Origin of the sequence: Rivularia sp. UHCC 0363, from assembly GCF_034931125.1 — a bacterium.
In the GTDB taxonomy this organism is placed as follows: domain Bacteria; phylum Cyanobacteriota; class Cyanobacteriia; order Cyanobacteriales; family Nostocaceae; genus Rivularia.
This window is the reverse complement of sequence record NZ_JAYGHM010000005.1, coordinates 99165-121495: the sequence shown is the minus strand read 5'-3', so window position 1 is coordinate 121495 and position 22331 is coordinate 99165. Positions and strand designations below refer to the sequence as shown.

General features: G+C 39.4%; 15 protein-coding genes and 1 pseudogene. 12 read left to right on the top strand and 4 right to left on the bottom strand.

All coding sequences use genetic code 11. The annotated features are described in order from the left end of the window. Positions 1-96 precede the first annotated feature (96 nt). A complete protein-coding gene (hisA, locus tag VB797_RS04715) occupies positions 97-867 on the top strand; it encodes a 1-(5-phosphoribosyl)-5-[(5-phosphoribosylamino)methylideneamino]imidazole-4-carboxamide isomerase (protein WP_323236489.1) in 771 nt (256 codons plus the stop codon). A 416-nt stretch (positions 868-1283) separates the two neighbouring features. Beyond that, positions 1284-1418 carry a hypothetical protein gene (locus VB797_RS04710; protein ID WP_323236488.1) on the top strand — a complete coding sequence of 45 codons (135 nt, stop codon included), beginning with the start codon at positions 1284-1286 and terminating at the stop codon, positions 1416-1418. 130 nt (positions 1419-1548) lie between these two features. On the opposite strand, the gene VB797_RS04705 is transcribed toward VB797_RS04710, so the two are convergent. Together VB797_RS04705 and VB797_RS04700 are read right to left on the bottom strand one after the other, a co-directional pair. Further along, positions 1549-2625 (bottom strand): hypothetical protein, encoded by a 1077-nt coding sequence (locus VB797_RS04705; RefSeq protein WP_416350835.1) that lies wholly within the window; start codon positions 2623-2625, stop codon positions 1549-1551. Between the two features lie 71 nt (positions 2626-2696). Then, positions 2697-3677, bottom strand: a complete 981-nt coding sequence (locus tag VB797_RS04700; protein ID WP_323236487.1) for a hypothetical protein — start codon at positions 3675-3677, stop codon at positions 2697-2699. A gap of 428 nt (positions 3678-4105) precedes the next feature. Here VB797_RS04700 and VB797_RS04695 point away from each other — a divergent pair, with 428 nt between their 5' ends. The 8 genes and pseudogenes from VB797_RS04695 (at position 4106) to VB797_RS04660 (ending at position 15961) form a co-directional block, all read left to right on the top strand. Beyond that, on the top strand, positions 4106-4858 hold the full coding sequence (locus tag VB797_RS04695; protein WP_323236486.1) for a response regulator transcription factor: 753 nt from the start codon (positions 4106-4108) through the stop codon (positions 4856-4858). A gap of 45 nt (positions 4859-4903) precedes the next feature. Continuing rightward, positions 4904-6229, top strand: coding sequence for a sensor histidine kinase (locus VB797_RS04690; RefSeq protein WP_323236553.1), 1326 nt, complete (start codon positions 4904-4906; stop codon positions 6227-6229). Between the two features lie 8 nt (positions 6230-6237). Then, positions 6238-6918 (top strand): phosphate signaling complex protein PhoU, encoded by a 681-nt coding sequence (gene phoU / locus VB797_RS04685; RefSeq protein ID WP_323236485.1) that lies wholly within the window; start codon positions 6238-6240, stop codon positions 6916-6918. An 894-nt stretch (positions 6919-7812) separates the two neighbouring features. Then, the gene (locus VB797_RS04680) at positions 7813-10041 is read left to right on the top strand and encodes a PhoX family protein (protein ID WP_323236484.1); all 2229 of its coding nucleotides are present in this window, start codon (positions 7813-7815) and stop codon (positions 10039-10041) included. A gap of 546 nt (positions 10042-10587) precedes the next feature. Beyond that, positions 10588-11202, top strand: a complete 615-nt coding sequence (locus VB797_RS04675; protein ID WP_323236483.1) for a Crp/Fnr family transcriptional regulator — start codon at positions 10588-10590, stop codon at positions 11200-11202. 168 nt (positions 11203-11370) lie between these two features. Beyond that, a complete protein-coding gene (locus VB797_RS04670) occupies positions 11371-13026 on the top strand; it encodes an iron uptake porin (protein ID WP_323236482.1) in 1656 nt (551 codons plus the stop codon). 223 nt (positions 13027-13249) lie between these two features. Then, a pseudogene (locus VB797_RS04665) lies at positions 13250-13471 on the top strand (carbohydrate porin); the annotation flags it as partial. An 888-nt stretch (positions 13472-14359) separates the two neighbouring features. Next, the gene (locus VB797_RS04660; RefSeq protein WP_323236481.1) at positions 14360-15961 is read left to right on the top strand and encodes an iron uptake porin; all 1602 of its coding nucleotides are present in this window, start codon (positions 14360-14362) and stop codon (positions 15959-15961) included. A gap of 233 nt (positions 15962-16194) precedes the next feature. Here VB797_RS04660 and VB797_RS04655 read toward each other — a convergent pair whose 3' ends face one another. After that, positions 16195-16446, bottom strand: a complete 252-nt coding sequence (locus tag VB797_RS04655; RefSeq protein ID WP_323236480.1) for a hypothetical protein — start codon at positions 16444-16446, stop codon at positions 16195-16197. Positions 16447-16864: 418 nt separating this feature from the next. On the opposite strand from VB797_RS04655, the gene VB797_RS04650 reads away from it, so the two are divergent. Beyond that, on the top strand, positions 16865-17461 hold the full coding sequence (locus VB797_RS04650; protein WP_323236479.1) for a DUF3318 domain-containing protein: 597 nt from the start codon (positions 16865-16867) through the stop codon (positions 17459-17461). 675 nt (positions 17462-18136) lie between these two features. On the opposite strand, the gene VB797_RS04645 is transcribed toward VB797_RS04650, so the two are convergent. Beyond that, positions 18137-20458: an IMS domain-containing protein gene (locus VB797_RS04645; RefSeq protein WP_323236478.1), complete on the bottom strand. Its 2322-nt coding sequence runs from the start codon at positions 20456-20458 to the stop codon at positions 18137-18139. Positions 20459-21159: 701 nt separating this feature from the next. On the opposite strand from VB797_RS04645, the gene pdhA reads away from it, so the two are divergent. Then, the gene (gene pdhA / locus VB797_RS04640; RefSeq protein ID WP_323236476.1) at positions 21160-22194 is read left to right on the top strand and encodes a pyruvate dehydrogenase (acetyl-transferring) E1 component subunit alpha; all 1035 of its coding nucleotides are present in this window, start codon (positions 21160-21162) and stop codon (positions 22192-22194) included. Positions 22195-22331: the final 137 nt, after the last annotated feature.

Genomic DNA, 22331 nt, shown 5'->3' with positions numbered 1-22331 from the left:
AAAGGTCAAAGGTTAAAGGTTAAAGGTTAAAGGTCAAAAGTCAAAGGTCAAATTTTTTAAATCCAAAATCCAAAATCTAAAATCCAAAATAGTAAGATGCAAGTAATTCCAGCGATAGATTTATTAGAAGGTCGTTGCGTGCGACTTTATCAAGGTGATTACGATAAGTCGGAAGTATTCAGCGAAAACCCTGCTGATATTGCTCAAGAATGGGTTGAACAAGGTGCGACAAGGTTACACGTTGTCGATTTAGATGGTGCAAAAGCCGGTAAAGTCGTAAATTTGTCTGCTATTGAAGCTATTGTAAATGCAGTTTCAGTACCTGTAGAAGTGGGTGGTGGATTGCGTAGTAGAGAAAGCGTCCAACAATTATTTAATATTGGTGTTGAATGGGCAATTTTGGGAACGGTTGCTGTTGAACAACCCCAATTAGTGCAAGAACTTGCTCAAGAATTCCCCCAAAAAATTATCGTTGGTATCGATGCTCGTAACGGTAAAGTTGCAACTCGCGGATGGTTGGAAACTTCAGAAGTTTTAGCAACCCAACTTGCGGTACAAATGCAAGAATTAGGAGCAGCAGAGATAATTTACACCGATATTCACCGCGATGGTACTCTCAGCGGTCCGAATCTGGATGCTTTACGGGAACTCGCTGCTGTTATTGATATCCCGATTATTGCTTCTGGTGGAGTCAGTTCGGTGACGGATTTATTAAGTTTATTAGCTTTAGAACCCCAAGGTGTCACGGGTGCGATCGTCGGACGTGCTTTGTATACTGAAGATATTTCTCTTCGTGAAGCAGTCCGAGCAGTAGGTCCGGGACGCATTCAAGATATACCCCCTCACGGTTTCTCTACTTTTGCTTGATAACTTTATAACTATATTGCTTATAATTCAACTTTTATAAGCTGGTTTTCTCAAAAGTTGGGTTTTTAAGTTTTTAGAGTCAATAAAAATTATTTCGTCAATTTTCCGGATTGCCGATTGTTAGTATTGTATCCAAATGCGTAGGGAGTTACTTCTACACTGCGAGTGTTTTGTATAACTTGCATTTATTTTATCGGATTGCTTTTTAAAAACTTTTAATATACAAATTCAAATTTTTCAAATATTTTCAAATATTGGGTTTCTTACACAGAGATGCTGCAAATGCGTCTCTGTTTTTGTCTTTAAAAAGTGTATTTAAATTAAATTAATTTAGTTACTTTTCCTGGAATCGAACAAAAAACCATGTAGATAAAAATATACACGCAGAATACTATACAACATTAAAGGAGAAAATAATGGCTTGGGCAGCAAAAAAAAGAAAAGTAAAAGTACCAGATTACGGTAGACCAAAAAGAAGAGAGATTGGTTTCGCGCAGTATATTACTGCTAGAGAAGAAGCTAAAAAAAATAATCCTGATACTATAGCTTAATTAAATTAAATACAGATATCAATAATCTCTTAATATTTTGTAAATCAATCATAGACCCGATATTTTAGAAATATCGGGTTTCTTTTCTTTATTTTTCTTCTCTACTCCCTATTCCCTACTCCCTCTTTACTTACTTATTTTTCACAGGACTTTTAGCTTGTTCTAAAGCAATTTCTTTTATCGCTTGATATGAATTGACGTTTGCAGAACCTTCAATAGCTTTAACAGCTAAATCCTGGACTTGTTTCAAAGCTGACTCAAGCTGTTTCGACAAACTTTGTACTCTAATTTCCTGATTAGTAATTGTCTGCTCTAAAGACTGTATTCTTTGTTCGTAAAAAGCTTTTTGACCTTCTACTTCTTTTGCAAGTAAATTAGATTTAATTTTAGCCTGATAATGAGCAATTCCTTTACCTTCTTCAGTTGCTTTTCTAATAGCGGCTTCTTTTAGTTGAGAAAAACCTTCTACTTTAACTTTTAATTCTTCAAACTGTTTTTCTTTCTCAGCAGTTGTTTTTTCTCGTTCATTCCACTGTTTTTCCGTTTCTTGCTGAAATTCATCTAGCTGTTTATACAATTCTTTCTGTTGCTGTTCGTATACATCTACTTCCAAATTATGTGCTAATTCTAAATCGTACTTATATTCCGAAACATCTCGCTGACGATTTTTACTTAAGTTATCATTTCGTTCTTTGATGTTGCGTTGAGATTCTTCTTGCTGTTTTTGCCAAGATTCTTTTAATTCTTGAATTTCTTGTTTTAATATTTCAGAAAGTTGGTTAAATTCTTCTTGATAAGCTGAATTATTCTCTTCGTAACTTTGAATCAAATTATCTAAAGTCTCTTCACCAACTTCTAAACTATGTAGCTGCTGTAATTGCTGCAATTGTTCTTCTACAAGTTGCTTTATTTCTGTTAATCTAGAGGCTTTTGTAGTCAGTTGTTCGGACAATTCATTTGCAGAGCTACCAAAACCTAACTGAATTTTCGCTAAGTTTTCAATAGTAAGATTCATTTTTTGCTGCACTTTTAAGTATTGATTAGCTGGTATTTTTTCTACTGCTTTGAAATTATCAGATCTTGCAGAATTACTAGACTTAACAAGCTGGTCAACTTGTCTTTTGAGTTCTAATCTTTCTTTTGCTAACTCATCATAAGCTTGCAAAATTTCATTTTTGGTATTCTTCTGATTAATTTTCGCAGACATAATAATTCTCCCCAAAAATTGTAGATTTGAATGTTTGTCGTAGTAAGTATAAATTCCTTATTTCCTATTCCCTACTTATTAGAACTATCAAAAGCTCTCATTGCTAAATCTTTTGCTTGCTTTAAGGTTTCTTGCAGTTGATTGGAAATATTTTCAATCTGCTGATTTTGTCTTTCAATATTTTGTTCTAAAGAGGTAATTTTCAATTCATAGCTTTGTTTGCTACCTTCCCACTCTTTCTCAAACAAATCTGCTTCCACTTTGGCTTTTTGATATGTGTCTTTTATCGCTTCTTCTCTGGCTTTTTTCACTTCTCCATCCAACTCAGCGGGGAAAGCAGCTACTTTTTTTTGATATTCTTCCAATAAAGGTTGACGTTGTTTAATAACTTTGTCTCTTTCTACCCAATCTTTTTCTTTCTGACGGGTAGATTCTTGTATTTCTCTTTCTAGTTGACGCTTTGTTTCTCTATAACTATCTTCGTTAATTTTGCGAGAATTTTCTAACTTGTATTGATATTCTTCTTGTTCTTTTGCGCGATTCTTGGCTAATAATTCGTTGTATGCTTGTTCTGCTTCTTCAAACTTGGCTTGTTCTTTTGCTAAACAGTAAAGCGTCTGCTGTTTCTCTTTTTCTAATGCTTCTCGCTGTTTACTAGTATCTGATTCTAATTTTCTCAAATTCTCTTGATGTTCTTGAGTTAAAACATCCACAGTATCTGCAACAATTCTGATTTTCTGCAATTCCTGTAAATACTGAGTTTCAATCTCAATTGCACGATTCAACTGGTCTAATTTCGAGTTCTCCGATATCAGTTTTTCAGAAAGTTGGTTAACCATACTACCAAACTCTAACTGTAAATCGGCTAAACCTTTAACAATTCCATCAACTGTATATGCTGAAGCTGCGGTTAAAATTTCCTTGTCTTTTTCCTTTTCAGCTTCCTCCTGTTTGGTAGCAATTTTTGAATCTAATTTCTGCTTTTCTGCAAGTATTTGCTCAAATGCTTGCATCAATTGTTGCTTACTATCCTTGACTGTAACTGTATTCACTTTTTGACTCCTGTTATCTTTGTTTAATGATTTTTTTTCTAAATAACCTCACAAAGACATACCCCTTGCTGTTTATTAGAGTAGCCTTTTAAACATAGTTGTTAGCGCAGTAAAAATACCCAAATACTTCTACTACCTACAGCTAAATGACATTGTTATTTAGAAATTGTTTTACAACCGAGCATTTATAGTATTTTTGTACTATATTCATAGTAGGAAATTAAAATACTTTTGTCAACAGCTAAAAAAAAGTAAAGCAGCCACTAGTTTTTGACTGCTTTTTACTGTAGTGTTTTATAATAAAGAAACTGCTGTTACATATGTTACATTTCTTCATAAAGAAAATAAATGTCAATAGATAAACGTAAATTTACTCAAAAACCACAGCTAAATAGCTACAAGTAAAATCCTCATATTTTTGTAAGTCAATGTATACAAATGAGTCCACAAAGTACGCTTCGGCGGCGGATATCGGGCAAAGAAATCGTGTTTTAGTGGTAGAGGATGAAGAATTAATCAGGGAAATGCTGGTTTTGGCTTTGGAGGAGGAAGGCTATGAAGTGCAAGTTGCCACTGATGGACGTTTAGCTATAGAACAACTCCAAAGTTTTGACCCTAATAATAATGAGGCTACCTTCGATTTAGTGCTTTTAGATTTAATGTTGCCTCAAATTAACGGTTTAGATATTTGTCGCTTAGTGCGTCATCAAGGAAACCCGGTACCAATTTTGATGTTGAGCGCAAAAGGTAGCGAAACCGATCGCGTATTAGGTCTAGAAGTTGGTGCAGATGACTATCTAACTAAGCCATTTAGTATGAGAGAGTTGGTAGCCCGTTGTCGAGCGCTATTACGCCGTCAGCGTCTAAGTACTACTACTCAAGCCCCAGTATTAAATTATAAAGAAATCACTGTATATCCTCAAGAATGCCGCGTCTTGGTGCGTGGAGAAGAAGCGAACTTATCGCCTAAAGAATTCCGCTTGTTGGAACTATTTATGAGCTATACTCGCCGCGTCTGGTCGCGAGAGCAGTTGCTTGACCAGGTATGGGGACCCGATTTTGTTGGGGATAGCAAAACTGTGGATGTTCACATCCGCTGGTTGCGAGAAAAAATCGAGATAGATCCTTCCCGTCCAGAGTATATTGTTACAGTTCGGGGTTTTGGGTATCGATTTGGGTAATTGTTAGTTATTATTTATTTGTCCCAAAGCAACTTACCAATTGTGATGCTGTTACTGGGATTTATCTTAGGTTTAGGATTAAGCATCTGCTTGTGGGTCTGGTATACAATACAGTTTCACCGCTACTTGGGACGTTTTGACTCGGAAAAGAGTTATTTCGCGCAGGTTGCGGTATTGTCATTTCGTGGATGGCGATATAGACTTGCTAGATTAAAAAAACAGCAGCAATTTTTAGAGCAGCAACTCGAAAGTTACCAAGACTTGTTAGAATACGCCCCTTTAGGATATTTACAAGTTGACGAAGAAAATCAATTACTTTGGTGCAACGAACAAGCCCGTCAAATGTTGTCCTTGCAAAAATGGCAACCGGGACAAGTGCGCTTGTTATTGGAGTTGGTACGTTCCTACGAACTCGACCGTTTAATAGAAAAAACTCGCGATCGCCATTCTTCTCAAGTAAGGGAGTGGGTGTTTCACCCCCCTTGTGAGAATGCCGAAGCGATGTTACAACAGAAATCTGTGGTTTTGCGAGCTACTGGCTTGCCTTTAACCCAGGATCAAGTGGGAGTATTTCTAGAAAATCGTCAGCAGCTACTGGAAATGAGCCAAGCACGCGACAGAACTTTTTCAGATCTTGCCCACGAACTCAGAACACCACTAACTTCTATTCGTCTGGTTGTGGAAACTTTACAAGACCGCGTGAGTCCACCTTTAAAGCGCTGGATTAATCGTCTTCTAAAGGAAGTTGACCGATTGATTGACCTGGTACAAAGTTGGTTAGACCTAACTCGACTCGAAACCAATCCCGCAACTCAATTAAATTGCCAGCCTTTAGAAATAAAAACCTTAATTAATTCAGTTTGGGAAAGTTTGGAACCAATCGCGCAACGTCAAAAAGTTCAACTTGCCTTGACTGGTATTGATGATGCGTGGGTAAGTGCTGATGAGTCCCGGCTCTACCAAGTATTTTTTAACTTAATTCATAACAGTATTAAATATAGTCCTTCTAGCGGAGTTATCCGAGTTGAAGCTAATGTTAATATACCTTCAGAAGAAAATAAAAACGAGCCTGAAAACCGCTCGCTGCTTGAGATAAATATTATAGACTCCGGCGTAGGTTTTGCTCAAGAAGATTTACCCTATATATTTCAGAGATTTTACCGAGGAGATAAAGCACGTTCCCGCTCTATAAATGAGAAGGATGATTCAACTTTAGATGGAAGCGGCTTGGGATTAGCTATTGTTTATCAAATTGTAGCCGCTCACGGGGGAACTATCAAAGCTATGAATCATCCACAAACAGGTGGTGCATGGTTACAAATTCATCTCCCCCAAGTCATGGCAGAATCCGTAATCCAAGATTATATTTAAGAAAATTCATGTTTGATACAAGCGTGAAAGCTCTCCTAAGTAGACCAAATTTTGCAAAACCTCAACTAGTACGCGACATCAGGCGGCTAGAAAGGGATATATTGCGTATGGGTGCTTTGGTAGAACAGTCATTTCGTCTTACGCACCAAGCATTATTTGCTCGCGATTTATCAAAAGCCGAACAGTTACCTTTATTAGATAAGAAAATAGATCGATATTATAAAGAAATAGAAGCAGAATGCACGGCAATGATGTTACAATCGCCGACCGAACAAGATTTACGCTGCTTAAGTGCTTTTATGCAGCTAGTGCGCGATTTAGAACGCATTGGTGATTATGCTGAAGATTTAAGCGAAATAGCTGTAAAAATCTTTCCCTACGAGCCTCATTCTTGCATCCCGGAAATTGCGGTCATGTCTCGTCACGCTCAAGCAATGTTAGCGACAAGTTTGGGAGCGTTAGCGGATTTGGATGAAGTTGGCGCAAAAAGTGTAAAATTACTTGATGATGCAGTAGACGAAGCTTACGAACGAGTTTATGAGACTTTAGCTAATCAAAAAGATATTCAAGGCTCTGTAGAACCGATTTTACTGTTAACCTTAGCGATTCGTTGTTTAGAACGGATGGCAGACCATGCAACCAATATTGGTCAAAGAGTGGCGTATATTGTTACAGGGCAGCGCTCTTAATTTTTTGTTTTATATTTCATTGGTAAAATTCAAATAACCAATTATTGTTGTAAATGATACTAATTGCAAAAATCTTTACGCGCATCCTCTCCGAATTAACGGGGAGGTTTTTTGTTTATGTCAGGAATGGCCGCAATTGTCACAAGACGAGGGAACGGTGCGTGACACATAAACCATTATATTGCGTTAGAAATCAAGCGAAGTGTCACAGCACCCTACGACCAAAATATGCCAGTTGCGTAAGTCCTATATGTATCGCATTGTCACTTAGTCTGCATAGGTAACAGGGAACGAGGAACGGTTATATAGCTGTCGGACACCCTTTAAGAGGAAAAAGGTATAATGTTCGTAATTTCTTCTCCGGAGACGCTACGCGAAAATTTTGCTCAACTTTTATGATAGATGGACGCGCTTGTATTAAAGAATCAAAAATACTTAGAAGCATGAAGTAGCAATAGTGAAAATATTTAACTGTATTTTATCAAACTTAATTACATTGTTGAAGTATTTAAAAACACATTAGCTGTTATTTAAAACAAGAATAAATACTATTTAATAGTTCTCAAACAAGGCAAGCTACAATCAGATTATATTTTTCAAAAAGCTTATTATGACTAGGTTATTTGTCTCTCATAAAAATAAATATCAAATGAAAAACATTTGACACTTTTAAGATTTATCTGTTTAAATAGATACAGCTTTATCAGTAAAGTGGAATTGGTAATTAGTGATTTTTATGAATGATAAAGTAAAAAAGACACATCTGATAAAATTGTCAACTAACTTACTTTTTACTTTAAGCTTACCTATTCTTAAACTTTCACCATTAAAGTAACAAAGGCAATATAAAATTGTTTTCTATCTAACCGAAAATGCTGGTGTAATAAAAAACTGATGAGTATCAAACGTCGTGATTTTTTGCTGTTGATGGGAGCAAGTGCAGGTGCAGTAGCGCTGAATTCGCTGTCAGGGTGCGATCGCAAAGTAACAGTGCAGCCAAATGGGTCACAAGCAAAGGCTTTATCGGTATTTAAACCTGTAAAAGGTCCTATTCCCTTGCAAACTGCTGGATTTAATCCCGAACAACAGCAAGAAGCTTACCGCAACTTTGAAGTAGTTGATGATTTGGTATTACCCGATGGGTTTGAATACCAGGTTATAGCAGCTTGGGGCGATAAAGTCGGCGATTCTCGATTTGGCTACAATAACGATTATTTATCGTTTGTACCAACGGGAGAAAATGAAGGATATCTCTCAGTTAATTTTGAGTACATTAGCGCTACCCCTTGGATGCAAACTTACGCGCAGGTAATAGGGAAACCGTTACCCTTTGATGAGGTAATAGCTAAACTAAAGACCGATTCCCAGGGAAAAAGTGAGATAAATGCTTATGCTTTACGTGAAGATGACCCGTTGAAAGCGAACATACGGGAAATTTGTTCCGAAGCATTATTAGATCAGGGATTAGGTGTTATTTCTATCCGTAAAAACGCGGATGGAAAATGGGAACGCACTAACAGCAATACAGATAGACGTATTAGTGGAATTTCCGGGTTGGAAGACGGACGTTACCTCAAATCGACGGGTCCTGCTGTAGTCGTATTTCGCAAACAGAAAGGACTTGGCTACACCGACAAACTTGGCGATCGCATTATTGGTTCTTTTGCCAATTGTGCCGGGGGAACTACTCCTTGGGGAACGGTTCTGAGTGCGGAAGAAAACTTCCAGGCTCAGGTACCCGAACCAGTTTATGCAGATGGAACCTCTTTTGAGCCAGATAAAGTTGCTTTTAGCATCGCTGAGGGAGATTTGTACGGTCAAGGTAACGTCTTTGGGCTAGCGGGGAATAAATACGGTTGGATAGTAGAAGTAGACCCCGCAAACCCTAACGATTACGGCACAAAACATACTTGGTTGGGACGTTATCACCATGAAGCCGTAGGAGTGCGTGTCGAGACCGGAAAGCCTTTAGCGTTTTATTCGGGGTGCGATCGAAGAGGTGGACACGTTTATAAATTCGTTAGTAGCGCTAAAGTTTCCGACCCTAAAGACAAAGCCAATTCTCAGCTTTTATCTAAAGGAATGCTCTACGCAGCCAAATTCGACGCTAACGGAACTGGTCGGTGGATACCTTTAAATGCAGATACCTCTGTAAATCCAGACTTGCCGAGCAATATCGCTGGAAAATTACTTCCTCTACCATTGGGTTCGCAATCGTCAGGAAGGCAAACACTGTTTGAAGTTCCCAAACCCATTGAAGGCAATTATTTAGCAGCATCAAAAGATGAAGAAGTTGCTAAATACAAGCAACAATTCAAAAAACTCGGTGACTTGTATGTAGGTAATGCCGAAGAAAAACAGGGTGCAATATTGATTGACGCGCATTACGCAGCAAACGCAGCCGGTGCAACTTGTACGGCTCGTCCGGAGGACACCGAAATTGCCCCGAATGGAGATTTGTATATTAGCTTTACCTCTGGTTCTCCCGGTGATGACGGCGGTCCCGATAGCAGAGTTTTCAAAGGACCCAAAGGTGAAGTTAGTTATGAGTATGGATGGGTAATGCGTTTGACGGAAGACAGCAACGACCCAGCAGCCAACACTTTTAAATGGGAAATGCTTGCTACTGGTGGTGAACTTGCAAGCGGTGGAATGGGTTTTGCAAACCCCGATAACCTGCTGCTAGATAAAGGTGGAAATGTATGGATGGTGACAGATGTTTCCACATCCAAACTCAATAATGCTGTCAAAAATCGTACCGATGATAAAGGCAAAACTGCAAATATATCGGGATTATTTGGTAACAATACTATTTGGTATATTCCCACTTCCGGCGAAAATGCAGGTCAAGCCTTCTTATTTGGTATCGGACCGATGGAGTGCGAAACAACCGGACCTTGTTTTACACCCGACGAGCAAACCATGTTTCTTTCCATTCAACATCCTGGAGAAGCTAATGGCACCCGCTTAAAAGGGGCTTCGGAAAACCGAGATTATCTAGTCTACAGCACCACTGGGGAAGAGTTCGCCCAAACCCGTCAAGTTCCTATTGGTTCTAACTGGCCTGACAAAAGCCCAGACGCTCCTCCTAAGCCTGCGGTTATTTATGTCACCAAAACATAATTAAGGTTAGTTGCAAATTATTCTCAATTGCTCTAGAATAAATTTTGATGTGATTCTGAATACCGCAGATTTGCTTTTTTGAGAGAAATTTGCAACTAAATATAAAGGAAGTTTAACGTTCTCATAAACACAAAGTAGCGAGATTACGCAATAATGATATCAGTCATGCTTACTTCTAAGTGGCTAAATATACTTGCTAACTATACTTGCTAACTATATTTTTACTGCTAATAATTTATAGCTCTCTTAAGAGACTTATCGAGCCAGCAGCAGTATGTGTTTTTCAAGGGATTTATTTTAGATGAACTATATAGCTATCAACAAATCATCTATAGAATAGCAGAGTTCCTTGAAACACTTCATCTACCTTTTGGCTGAGCCAAAAAAAATAACTAAAGCTTTTCGCGAATATAAATCGCTAAGCGTATGAGTTAAATCCTAAACTGATTTGACCATATTTACAGGGTGGTGGCAAATCGATAGGATACCTTTGACCGCTTTTAAATCGAACAAACACAAACCTTACCAATAACGGAATCTGAGATAATGTATTCTACAAATCGCCCTGCTAACGGTAGTTTTTCGCAAAATACTAACAATAATGCTAGTACCAGTTCTCTACCACAAAGACTATTTACACGTCGGGAAGTAATTCCACCACGTAACGACGTTCTATGGCGCATTGAGCGCGGTGCAGTCCGGACATTAACCTGGAGTGAAGATGGGGCATTTATCACTCTAGGTTACTGGGGCCCGGGAGATTTAGTTGGCTATCCTTTGTCTAGGGTTAAACCTTACCAAATCGAGTGTCTGACAAGTGTTGAAGTGAGCGTTCTACCACCTCAAATGTGGCAGCAAGACGTTGAAGCCTTGGTATCTCACATTCAACAGTCAGAGGAGTTATTAAGTATAGTACATCGTAAACCAATTTCGCTACGTTTGTGGCAATTTTTGGTTTGGTTGGGTGATAAATTTGGTCGCGAAGTTGAACAAGGTAGACTTATCGACCTTAATGTCACTCACCAGGAGATGGCAGAAGTATTAAATACAACCAGAGTAACCGTAACTCGTTTGTTGCAGCAGTTTGAAGATGAACAGAATATAGTACGTCACAAACGTCGTATCATTCTGCGTTTACCGAATCAAGACGGTAGAAAATAATCACAATGTTAGGTGGTTAACACTGTTAACTACCTAACCTTTTTCTGGTACAATTAGCTTGTTTATTCATAAGTAGAATCCCTTAAACAAATCTTAATATATTAGTATAAGGGATTTTACTTAATGATTTAATCAATAAATAAACATAATTGTATCGGTGTGAGTGAGATGAGAAGAATTATTTGGAATATTCTGAAACTGAGTCCAGCGATTGTAGCAGCAACCTTTTTTAGTGCTAACGGTGCCATAGCAGGAGAAGTTAACGAGCAAATAACACCTGTTGCGGAGTTGTCTGAAGAAACAACCCCTATGGCTCAGGTAACATCAGTATCGCAGTTTTCTGACGTACAGCCAACAGATTGGGCATTTCAAGCGTTGCAATCATTGGTAGAGCGTTACGGATGTATTGCAGGTTATCCCAACGGTACCTATCGCGGAAATCGCGCTTTGACTCGTTATGAGTTTGCGGCTGGTTTGAATGCTTGTTTGGATCGAGTTAACGAACTGATTGCCACAGCAACAGCGGATATTGTAAGTAAAGAAGATTTAGCTACTTTACAGCGTTTGCAGGAAGAATTTAGTGCAGAGTTGGCAACTTTGCGCGGTCGTGTAGATGCACTTGAAGCTCGGACTGCGGAAATAGAAGCAAATCAATTTTCGACTACTACTAAATTAAAAGGTGAAGTAATATTTGCCGCATCTAGTCCTTTTGGGGATACACGAGCTGACACTGATAACAACCCGAATAATAATCCTGATTTAGACAGCAACGTGACCTTTAGCAATCGGGTTCGTCTAGATTTAGATTCGAGCTTTACAGGAAAGGACAAATTGAGAGTCCGTTTGGAAGCTCGAAATATCGCTCAATTTGATAATGGAAGTACTTCTACTTCTTCACCCAGACCTAATCTAACAGGTACGAGAATGACCCGTCTGGGATTTGACGGAGACAACGGTAACGACTTTGGCATTGGCGAAATGTGGTACGAGTTTCCCCTTGGTGATGCCTTAAAAGTACGTGTTGATGCAGTTAGTGGTGAATACAACGATAATATAAATACTTTCAACCCCGCTTTTGAAAGCAGTGGTGGTGGTGCTATATCGCGCTATGGACGTTTTAGCCCTATATACCGTCAAGGTGATGGTGCTGGTGTAACCTTAACTTTTGCTCCCAAATCACCGATTAGCGCATCGGTTGGTTACTTAGCAGATAATAATAACAACCCGAACGCAGGTTTTGGAGCTTTTAATGGTTCCTACGCAGCCATCGGACAAATTGCGTTCCAACCTAGTAAAGCATTTGGTGTTGGTTTCACTTATGCTCGTACCTATCAAAACAATGAAGGCGTTAACCTGTTTGATTCTACAGGTAGCGCTCTTGCCAATCGTCCCTTTGGTAACATTGCAACTACCGCCAACCATTATGGAGTACAAGCTTTAGTTAGTCCTAGTTCTAAGTTCGCGCTTTCTGGTTGGGCTGGTTTTTCAGAAGCAACAGCAAAAACCGGACTAAATCAAGGAAATCTAGTAGTAAATCAAGGTGACGATGCAGAAATGTTCTATTGGGCTGCTGCTTTGGCTTTGAGAGACATCGGTCCTAAAGGAAGTACTCTTGGTGTAATTTTTGGTCAGCCACCCAGAGTAACCAATAGCGATTTAACTGAAGATACAGATACTTCTTATCATTTAGAGGGACTTTACAAGTTGCCTATCAATGATAATATTGCCATCACTCCCGGCATATTAGTTATCTTCAACCCAGAACATAATAACAATAACAGCACCATTTATGTCGGTACTCTGCGTACTACCTTCAAATTCTAAGATTGGTTTAGCAAGTTGTAAAAATAAAATAAGTTAGATAGAGCCTGCTTTTGCGGGCTTTTTTTTTGCCGAATATAAATTAAATTTATTATAAACAGGACCTTCTCAGCAATTTTTAATACTATAGTTTACGCAATCTTAACGGTGTTCGTAGCGTGTCCCGCAAGAAACATAAAAACGAATTTTCTACAAATTTAGATCCCCCCAAACTTCCTTATAAAGCATAAGTATTGTTTTCGATCAACCGCTAAAAATTACCAGTAACGATGTCAACAGCCTCGAAGATGTAAATACTTCCTATCACTTGCAAGCGCTGTACAGATTGCAATTAAACAATAATGTTTTGCTAACACCGGGGTTATTAGTTATCTTCAATCCCGAACACAACGATAATAACGACACTATTTATGTAGAAATCCTACGCACTACTTTTACTTTCTGGTAGTTTATTGCATTAGTTCTGCGGGGTAGAGGTAGTGCGAGCGTCTCGCTCGCTGGTTGCTTTTAGCTCGCTCGCTGGTTGCTTTTAGCTGTTTAACTTTCTCTACTATAATATAACATTAAAAAAGGTTGCTTTTAGCTCGCTCGCTGGTTGCTTTTAGCTCGCTCGCTGGTGGTAACGAGCGACCAAGATGGTCGCACTACGAATCATTACTTATCAGAATAAATGAAAAGGACCACTAGTACTCCGCCACATAAGTTATGAGGGGTTAGCGTAGTGCGACCATCTTGGTCGCTATTGATCACGAGCGAGCGAGACGCTCGCACTACGAATTTCTTGCCCCCCAAAATCAATGTGGTGGAATACTAGTACTCTACTTTTTTATTTACAGGAATGACCGCAATTGTCACAAGCATTATGTTGGTGCGTGACACGGAAACCTCATTATTACGTTAAAAATTAGTCAAAGTGTCACAGCAACGGCAATAAAGGGGGATATTATCTACGCCCCATTTTGCCTCCCCTACAAAAAAATATGCCTTTTTACTAAGTCCTAATTTAGTTACGTTCCTCTTAATCCAACCTACCTAAAAATTTAATCTAATTAGCAAAATTAAATTCATAAGGTAACAAAGAATACCAACCATATACAAAAAGTCTGCTATAAAACTTTAGAGAGAACGCGAACGTCAATATACCTACAAACGTTTTTTTATCTACGCTTCACAGATAAAACAATAATAAATCTAGAAAAAGTGTGTTAGTTGACTTGTTTTAACTACTCATCCTGCCTTTTAATTTAATACAACAACCACCAGTAAATATTCGTAAAATAAAAAACGACTTATTTGATGGTGGTAAAAACGGTAGGTGTGAGTGAGAGAGAAAAAAATGACAAAGCTTTTCTGGAACGTTTTCAAATTAAGTCCAATAGTTATCGCTGCAACATTTTTCGCTGCTAACAGCGCATTCGCTGGTGAAGCAAGCGAAAAAAGCACTTCTGTTGCCGAACTATCTCAAGATACCAACATTGCTCAAGTAACATCCGTTTCTCAGTTTTCCGACGTACAGCCTACTGATTGGGCATTCCAAGCATTGCAATCATTGGTTGAGCGCTACGGCTGTATTGCAGGTTATCCTAACGGGACTTTCCGTGGAAACCGGGCTTTAACCCGTTATGAATTTGCGGCTGGTTTAAACGCTTGTTTGGATCGGATTAACGAATTAATTGCGATCGCAACCGAAAAGGTTGGTTCCGGTGACTTGGAAACCTTGAAGCGTTTGCAAGAAGAGTATGCTGCTGAATTGGCAACTCTACGCGGTCGTGTAGATAGTTTAGAGTACCGTACTGCTGAATTGGAATCTAACCAGTTCTCTACAACAGCTAAGTTGAAAGGTGAAGCTGTCTTTGCTTTAACCGATATTTTCGGAGACAATACAGACTCCAATGCTACTTTCTCTCAGCGTACTCGTCTATCGATTGAAAGTAGTTTCACTGGTAAGGACAAGTTGCAAGCTCGTTTGCAAGCTCGTAACACCGGAGAATTCAGAGCAAACGTCAGCAATGGTGATGGTGCTACCAGAATGACCCGCTTGGGTATTGATGGTGGTGGAAATGATTTCAGTCAAATCAACAACGACATCGAATTAGATAAACTCAACTACGCTTTCAACTTTGGTTCTGCAATGGTCAAAGTTGATGCTGTTAATGCTGAGCTATACGAAAACATCAATGTTTTTAACCCCGTATTTAAGAGCAGTGGTGGTGGTGCAATCTCCCGTTACGGACGTTTCAGCCCCATCTATCGCTCTGCTAGTGGTGACGCTGGTGTAACAGCTACTATTGGTGGTGGTAAATCTCCTGTCAAGTTGAGTGGATCTTATACCTCTGGAAATCCAAATGACACCAATATTGGTGTTTTCAATGGCAGCAATGCTTTCTTAGGTCAGGTAGAATTTAGCCCTATCAAAGCTTTGAACATCGGTGCTACCTACGTGCGTCGTTTTGATAGTACTGGCGGTGTTAACATCACCGAAAGCACAGGTAGTAGTTTAGCTGATAATTCTGCTAGAGATCCTTTTGACGGTTCTGCAACTACCTCCAACCACTACGGTGTACAGGCTGCTTTACAACTCAATAAAACCACAACTCTTGGTGGTTGGTACGGTTTCGTTGATGCTGACCAAACTAGCGGTGCTGGAGATTCTGAAGTTCAGTACTGGGCTGCTACACTCGGTATGAAAGACTTTGGTGCTAAGGGTAATACCTTGGGTTTAATCTTCGGTCAGCCACCTAAATTGACTAAAATCAGTGGTGTTGATAATGCTGCTAAAGACGCAGATACTTCTTACCACTTAGAAGGTCTTTACAAGATTAGCCTCAACGACAGAATTGAAGTTACTCCTGGCTTGTTGGTAATCTTCAACCCCGAACACAACAACGATAACAGCACCGTTTACGTAGGTACACTACGTACAACCTTCAAGTTCTAAATCTGTTAATTATGTAGAGACCGTAATACATTACGTCTCCCTATTAATTATGTAGAGACGTAACGTAATATATTACGTCTCCCGTATTTTCCAAAGCCTGCCCAGAGCAGGTTTTTTGGTGTAGGTGAATCAAAATATAACGTGATGATTTCATATTATTGGAGACGTAGCAGTGCTACGTCTCTACATTGATTTCGCGTTTAATACAAAATGTAAATAAATATAATTCATCGCTATTCCGGCATTCTTTCTGAATTATCTACTGGTGGTCTATCGTTACTCCAAGCCCACCATACATAACCGCAGTTACAGTAGTAAAATTCTTGCCATTTGCGACGATACATTTCTGTAACTACAGGAGAACGTCTATTTATCCAAACCTTTTCGGCTTCGCGACTAGTTGAACCACACTTCGGACAGCAAAATTCTAAAGCATGAGTCGCCTCATTTGTCCATTGGGGAGGTAAAGGAGCAAAAGCATCCATAATTAATGTTTAGTTAGTGTGGGGCATTGGGCATTGGGCATGGGGAAGCCGATTATTTTACTTTACTATTTCCTGTTGTGTATTTTCCGATGAATTTGTAATGGTTTGAGATTGCAGGCTAACGTTTTAATGACTCAAAATAGGTTATCAGTATCTAAGTTCTATAAGCAAATCGCTCGGATTTTATTAGTCACCGCTTCAGTAGATACAATCGGATTGTAACAAGAGTATCGAACAGGACATAAATAGGACTTAGGCGATCGCAATGTTAGCGTAGTGTGTCCCGTGAGGGTCATAAAGTTAAGTTTTCCAGGGGTTGAGATCCCCCCAACCCCCCTTAAAAAGTGGGGCTTTTGCTAATTACCAATCCCCAATTACCAATTACCAATTACCCATTACCAATCGCCAAATCTAAATTATGGAGCCAAATATAGAAGTTCGTCGTTTGTCAGAATTAATGCCTGCTTCTGCGAGAAATAAAGTAAAAATACTGAGTAAGTCGGAGCAACAAAAGGTAATTGATGCATCGTTTCCATTCCCTTGGCATCGAGAAAGACAAATATATATTAACTTCGATTTGTGGCGTAATCTTGCAAAAGCACAAAGAGATTTACTGTTATTACGCACTGTTTGCTGGTTGACTGAGGTACGGTGGTTTAAACCGGATATATATCAAGGTGTCGTGCTAGCTGGATTGCTTGGTGGATTGATCGAATCAGTTCAAGGTGATGCAGTGGGTGTTGTTGCATCTGGTGGATTAAGCGCGATCGCCATACTGCGAATTTTACGTACCAATCGTTCTCAAGAATCAGAAATCACAGCCGATCTAGCTGCGATTAATCTAGTACAGAGACGAGGTTATTCTGAAGCCGAAGCCGCAGAACATCTGTTAAACGCGATCAAAGCTGTTACTAAAATTGAAAAGCGTTCTGGTCTAAATTTTATCGAGTTAATTAGAATGCAAAATTTGCGATCTATAGCAGGTTTTGTTCAGGGAACAGTTAGCAGCGAGTAGTTATAGAACCCATTTGACATCTAAGACTAGAGAGTAAGTCTTTTAATCATTAAGCGATATTCATCTGACCTAAAATAAAGTTAAGCTGATGTGCAGCTAAATTGTATAACAGGAAAACCTGAAAATATTGTAGTGCGAGCATCTTGCTCGCTAGTATTATACAAATTAAATGCGTAACAGCTTACCTAATTGATTACCCAACAAAGTGCTGACTACAAAATCAGCTAAGTCTGGTGAAATATCGGCGCTAATATCACTATCTATCCCTTTATTAACTCATCCCTAAGAAGTTGAAGCGAAACTCAAAGACTTCGTTGGCTACTACCCTACTGTCGTTCTCGAACAACTCAGTCAGTTGTAGGTTGGGTGACGGCTTGAAAAATTTTCAATAATAACGAAATAATCATACGCCGTAGCCCAATAATCGGTTATTCCGCCAAACCAATCAATTCAAAATTTATTAAGGCGATCGCCATTATATCTAATTAATCTTATTGCTCTAGCAACGAAGCTATTGTTAACCCGAATTATTAATACATATAAACTATGCGTAATTTGCTAGTAGGGAACCAAAGTTTGTGCAATGAATACTTGAGATTTTAGCTTAATGAACAGGACATAATTAACTTATAAAAACTTTTTAATTTGAATAAGTATGCTATTAAACGCTAGAAATCAACTCACTTTATTCACAACTGACATATCCTTAATCCGCCAATTTCCGCCGATTTTAACCAGCATATATCTGACTCGTAAGGTTTCTTTATAAGACTTTTGCTGATTAACTTGACCATTATCATAGAAATTCGCTTCCTCAGTCACAACCGCTTCGATCGCAGCTTGATTCTCGTTTTGGAGGGCTGGATCGACAGATTCAACATTTACCGTATGTTCAAAGGTTCGATAGCGGTTATTTACCTTATCTTGCTGAGCAACTATTCGCCAGCTAGCAAGGGATGTACCAACTAAGATATTATCTAAGCTTTCAATATTATGATCGGACCCCAAAGCAGATCCTTTAACAGATAGCCAAGTTTTAACTATTTCTTCTGCGGTTGCTGTTGTCAAAGTACCCGTATTCAAAATAGGTTGACTATTAGAATTTAGTGTTTCTATTAATGATTTATTTATCGGTATGTTTAACTGTTCCCCTTGCAAAGTTGTTTCGCGGAAGAATGTATTTTGTAAAAGTCCGACACCAGCACCGATTAATAACCATAAAACTAATAAACCCGATAAAGACCCAAACGCTAACAAAATAAAACGGTTTCTTTTTTGTAAATTGGTTGGTGCATTTCGTCTTCTCGGTCTGGGGGTGCGGGTTGTACCTTCAACAGTACGTCCGGAGTTAGGGGTATTACTGCGCTTGCGTTTTTTGTGACTATTGGCTTCGTTCGGTATACCTGTGGTCGTTCTTGCAGAACCATTTTGAGTGTGGTTTCCCCTGAAGCGTTCTGCTGTGGGGAGCGGTGCTGCTGGTGTGGGTGTTTCGTTGATGGGTGTTACCGTAGTCGGTCTGTTAGCAGCGTCGGCATTCCTTTGAGTGGTTGTATGAGAATACCCTGGTGGTGTTTGCCTATGGTTATTAAACGAACGGTAAACGACCTTAGAATTGCGATTACTTTGATGATTTTGATTGTTCTGAGTATGCGGTTGATTCTGGGGAACAGACTGGCGTTTTTCTGGTTCGGTTTGATTCTCTCTAGGTAAAGCTTCTAAATAAGCCTGTACCTGAGTATTAGCAAAATATTCCTTCAAGGAAGCTGCCTGGTTTTTCAAATCCCGAAAATGAGGGAATACCTCGTTTTGCAACCAGGTTTCTCCGTATAAACACAGTCCGGGAAGCAAGTCGGGGGAATCAATCGAATTTTCTCGAATAAAAGCTAAAGCTTCGTATTCCTGACTTAATTCCAAAGCAACCGTTGCTTCTTGAGTTTGTCCCAACAGTAAAGCACACAAAGATTGTTCTAGGTGTACATCTTGACGTTTACCCAACTGAATCAACATTTGTTTTGCTTGCCGGATTAAAGCAGGTTGACGTTGAGTGAATCCCCGTGCTATCAAAGCATAGACAGCCAAGTATGTGGCAACCGCAGAGGGACGCTTACTTTCTCCTTCAAATAGCTTATGTTGTTCGGCAACTGTTAAATAGTGACGCAGTTGCTGAATAAATCGCAGAAAATCATCTACATTTAAACCCGATTGGTCAAAGCCCGTGCCATCAATCCCGCCTCTTTGCTCAAGTGCTTCTTGTAATAATCGTAAACCCTGTTGTCGCTCGGCAGCTTTTTCTATTGGCAGTGCCAGCAATTCCAAAATTCGGTAAGGTCGCAATCTGTAAAGGTCTGCTTCTATTTCAGCTTGAACGCTTTGAAATAATTGTTCGTTGGATAAGAGTTCTAGCCCAGTTTCTAGGGAGACAGCAGCATTTTCGTAATGAGCTTGCTGCCACTGTTCGCGACCTAATTCTAAGCAGGCTAAAGCTACGGTGAGAACCACGTCAGGACGTTGAGCGGTTTGTTCCGGGTCTAGCTGTGGTTGCCTTAACGGCTCACCTGAATTACCAACTACTTTCCCATTTTTATTAACTAGGTATGGACGACCTAATTTTAAAACCTGTTCGTATTCTCCCAACTCCTGCAAAAGCAATAAAGCACCAATCAACTCATCTTGTGAAATGTCAATGCCTAGAGTCGTAGATTTTATATCTGTCTTGCTATCCGCAGCCCGTTCTTCAACCACGACACCACCATCACCCGTTTTTTCTGGAGTGTAAGCGTGTGTCAGATAAACTCGGTCGTATTCCTTGCGTTCCTTCGGATCTGATAAAACCACGTATGCTTCTTCTATAAATTTTTTTCGAGATGCAATTGCTGTATGGGAATATTCGCGTCGCGGCAATCCGACAATGCGATCGCTATATGCCTGACGCAACTGCTGATCGCTTGCCGCCATCGGTATTCCTAAAATTCGGTAATAATCCAACGGAATTTGCACAGCCTACTTCCCCGCTCAGCTTTCATCAATAAAGTTTTCTTAATAAATCTTGGGCTTGTAAAACCGTGCCATGATAATAACCCAGTGACTCCACATTACAAGTGTGTATCGCAACAAGTTGACTTGCATTTCGGTTGATATAGAGTCAAGCGTTTGTAACAGAGTGTAAATTAAGTCACGACCAAACCTCCTATGTTAGTCAAATGTGCTTAGTTTACCAGAAGTATTAACACTCCGATAGCTTAGATATTATCTTTTTTCATGATTATATTGTTAAGTACACACTATATATAAAGCCTGTATTTACACAACAATACTTTTGTACGAACAATCGCAATATCAAGTTAGGTTAAGGCTTTGCCCCGATAACTGAAATAAAAAGCACTACCTTTATAAGACTTTTCCCGAACGAGAAAAAGATAGTATCACAATTGTGATTTAAGTACAAATATCTACAGAGATATTCTGAATATTTGCAGCAAGTATTTCTTATTTGTCAATGAAAATGCAGAATATTGATATCCTGAAACGGTAATCTATAAGCTGATAGCAGTCAAATTACTTATAGAGCAAAAGATTAAAAGATTTATTAATCTTCTAAATTATCTAAACTAATAGTTTCAGGCTGCTTCTATAGGAATATAGAGTCATTTACTAAAATCATACCTTTAAGTGTTACCACGGAGTTTTTACGAAAAATAATGATTCAAGAACGTACTTTACCCGATTTCAACGCGACCACCGCGCAAATAACTAAAGAAGAAGGTCTGCGAGTATACGAAGATATGGTTTTGGGGCGACTGTTTGAGGACAAGTGCGCCGAAATGTATTACAGGGGCAAAATGTTTGGTTTTGTTCACCTGTACAACGGTCAAGAAGCAGTTGCTAGCGGTGTGATCAAAGCGATGCGACCGGGTGAAGATTTTGTTTGCAGCACCTACCGTGACCACGTTCATGCTTTGAGTGCGGGAGTCCCTGCAAAAGAGGTAATGGCGGAGTTATTTGGTAAAGCAACTGGTTGCAGCAAAGGACGCGGTGGTTCGATGCATATGTTTTCTGCCGAACATCGTCTGTTGGGTGGTTATGCATTTGTGGCTGAGGGTATTCCCGTAGCCGCAGGAGCCGCTTTTCAAACTAAGTACCGTCGCGAAGTTATGGAAGACGAAACCGCAGACCAGGTGACAGCAGCCTTTTTCGGCGATGGGGCCTGCAACAACGGTCAATTTTATGAAACGCTAAATATGGCAGCTTTATGGAAATTACCGATTATTTTCGTGGTAGAAAACAATAAGTGGGCAATTGGGATGTCTCACGAACGAGCAACATCTCAAACAGAAATTTATAAAAAAGCCAGCGTATTTGGTATGGCTGGAGTAGAAGTTGATGGTATGGATGTACTCGCAGTCCGTTCTGTTGCTCAAGAAGCAGTGTTACGCGCTCGTGCTGGGGAAGGTCCGACATTAATCGAAGCACTTACTTACCGTTTCCGGGGTCATTCTTTAGCAGACCCAGACGAAATGCGTAGTAAGGAAGAAAAAGAATTTTGGTTTTCTCGCGACCCAATTAAGAAATTTGCAGTTTATTTAGTCGAGCAAAATTTAGCTTCTCAAGAAGAGTTAAAAGACATAGATCGCAAAATTCAAGCAACTATTGACGAAGCGGTGGAATTCGCCGAAAGCAGTCCCGAACCAGACCCCAGTGAGTTGCATCGCTTTATTTTTGCTGAAGACGAGTAATTAGGTTAAAGGTCAAAGGTAGGGTGATAGGGTGAGGGGGTGAGGGGGTGAGGGGGGACAAGGGGACAAGAAGAAATAAATAACTCCTAACACGGATTAAATGGATGACACTGATTAATAACTCCGGTGGTACTAAC

Excerpts from the sequence above, each read along its gene's own strand:
- VB797_RS04670 (WP_323236482.1), top strand. The coding sequence starts at position 11,371 with ATGAGAAGAATTATTTGGAATATTCTGAAACTGAGTCCAGCGATTGTA.
- VB797_RS04680 (WP_323236484.1), top strand. The coding sequence starts at position 7,813 with ATGAGTATCAAACGTCGTGATTTTTTGCTGTTGATGGGAGCAAGTGCA.
- VB797_RS04710 (WP_323236488.1), top strand. The coding sequence starts at position 1,284 with ATGGCTTGGGCAGCAAAAAAAAGAAAAGTAAAAGTACCAGATTACGGT.
- VB797_RS04695 (WP_323236486.1), top strand. The coding sequence starts at position 4,106 with ATGTATACAAATGAGTCCACAAAGTACGCTTCGGCGGCGGATATCGGG.
- hisA (WP_323236489.1), top strand. The coding sequence starts at position 97 with ATGCAAGTAATTCCAGCGATAGATTTATTAGAAGGTCGTTGCGTGCGA.
- VB797_RS04650 (WP_323236479.1), top strand. The coding sequence starts at position 16,865 with ATGGAGCCAAATATAGAAGTTCGTCGTTTGTCAGAATTAATGCCTGCT.
- VB797_RS04690 (WP_323236553.1), top strand. The coding sequence starts at position 4,904 with ATGCTGTTACTGGGATTTATCTTAGGTTTAGGATTAAGCATCTGCTTG.
- pdhA (WP_323236476.1), top strand. The coding sequence starts at position 21,160 with ATGATTCAAGAACGTACTTTACCCGATTTCAACGCGACCACCGCGCAA.
- phoU (WP_323236485.1), top strand. The coding sequence starts at position 6,238 with ATGTTTGATACAAGCGTGAAAGCTCTCCTAAGTAGACCAAATTTTGCA.
- VB797_RS04675 (WP_323236483.1), top strand. The coding sequence starts at position 10,588 with ATGTATTCTACAAATCGCCCTGCTAACGGTAGTTTTTCGCAAAATACT.
- VB797_RS04705 (WP_416350835.1), bottom strand. The coding sequence starts at position 2,625 with ATGTCTGCGAAAATTAATCAGAAGAATACCAAAAATGAAATTTTGCAA.
- VB797_RS04660 (WP_323236481.1), top strand. The coding sequence starts at position 14,360 with ATGACAAAGCTTTTCTGGAACGTTTTCAAATTAAGTCCAATAGTTATC.
- VB797_RS04655 (WP_323236480.1), bottom strand. The coding sequence starts at position 16,446 with ATGGATGCTTTTGCTCCTTTACCTCCCCAATGGACAAATGAGGCGACT.